The sequence below is a fragment of the Acrocarpospora sp. B8E8 genome (assembly GCF_039871605.1).
Classification (GTDB): Bacteria; Actinomycetota; Actinomycetes; order Streptosporangiales; family Streptosporangiaceae; genus Acrocarpospora; species Acrocarpospora macrocephala.
The window spans coordinates 1-1,010 of sequence record NZ_JBDPLV010000212.1 but is presented as its reverse complement, the minus strand read 5'-3'; the positions used below and the strand labels follow the sequence as shown (position 1 = coordinate 1,010).

Genomic DNA, 1,010 nt, shown 5'->3' with positions numbered 1-1,010 from the left:
CTAGATGATTGAGTCCAAGGGGTCTGGTCACTTTCAGTGGTCGTAGGCGAGCAGGGATCGCTTGATCGGCTGGCCGGTTTTGTCGTTGTGCCAGATCGCGGCGGTCAGCGCGAGGATCCGTGCAAGCACGCGGATAACAACCCCGGCAGGTGTACGACCGCCATGACGTTCCAGGTCAAGTTGTCCCTTGAAGGTCTGGTTGATCGACTCGATGGTCTGCCGCAAGGGTCTGAACAAATGCGCGCCGACCCGCTCGGGCTCGCCCTTGCGGGCCGGACGCAGCAAGGTCAGATCACGGTCGGTGACGGCCTGCTCGAACTCGCGGCCGTAGTAGTTCCTGTCGCCGATGATCGTCTGACCCGGATGGTCGGCCACCACGTCGGGAGCGCGGTCGAGCATCCCGAGCAGGGTGTCGCGTTCATCGGCCTTGGCACCGGTGAGTGCGAACGCGACCGGCAGTCCGCCCAGGGTGCACAGCAGGTGCAGCCGCAACCCCCAGAAATACCGCGAGTGACTGGCACAGTAGCCGTACTCCGCCCATCCGGCCAGGTCGCTGCGTTTGGCCGTCTCCCGGGATCGGCCGCATTCCACTGGGGTGGAGTCGACCACCCACACGTCGTCGCTCCACAGCGAGGTGTCGGCGGCGAGCATTCTGATCATGTGGAGGACCAGGTCTGATGCGTTGCGCAGTCGCTTGCCGTACCCGGACTGCCCGGGCAGGTACGGGAACATGCCGGTCAGCTCGGCGCGGGCATGGCGCAGCCATCGCCGTTCTGAGGTGAAGCCCAGCAGCGCCGACATCACCGCCAGGGTGACCAGCTCGGCATCACTGAGAGTAGGCGCGATGCCGATCTTGGGACGCCCCGGCGCGAGATGTGGTGAAGCCTTCAGCGCATCGTCGATCCTGACATAGAGTGCGGTTGCGAGGGTGTTCAGGTCTGTCGTCACAAACGGATCATGGACACTCTCGCTCTATTTCCGCAGGCGAACCCTTGGACTCATTCATCTAG

The 1,010-nt window shown here is 63.8% G+C and carries 1 protein-coding gene; it reads right to left on the bottom strand.

Translation table 11 applies throughout. From position 1 onward, the window contains the following. Window positions 1–33: 33 nt before the first annotated feature. Window positions 34–948, bottom strand: a complete 915-nt coding sequence (locus tag ABGB08_RS54665; RefSeq protein WP_347608554.1) for an IS982 family transposase — start codon at window positions 946–948, stop codon at window positions 34–36. Between the last annotated feature and the right edge of the window lie 62 nt (window positions 949–1,010).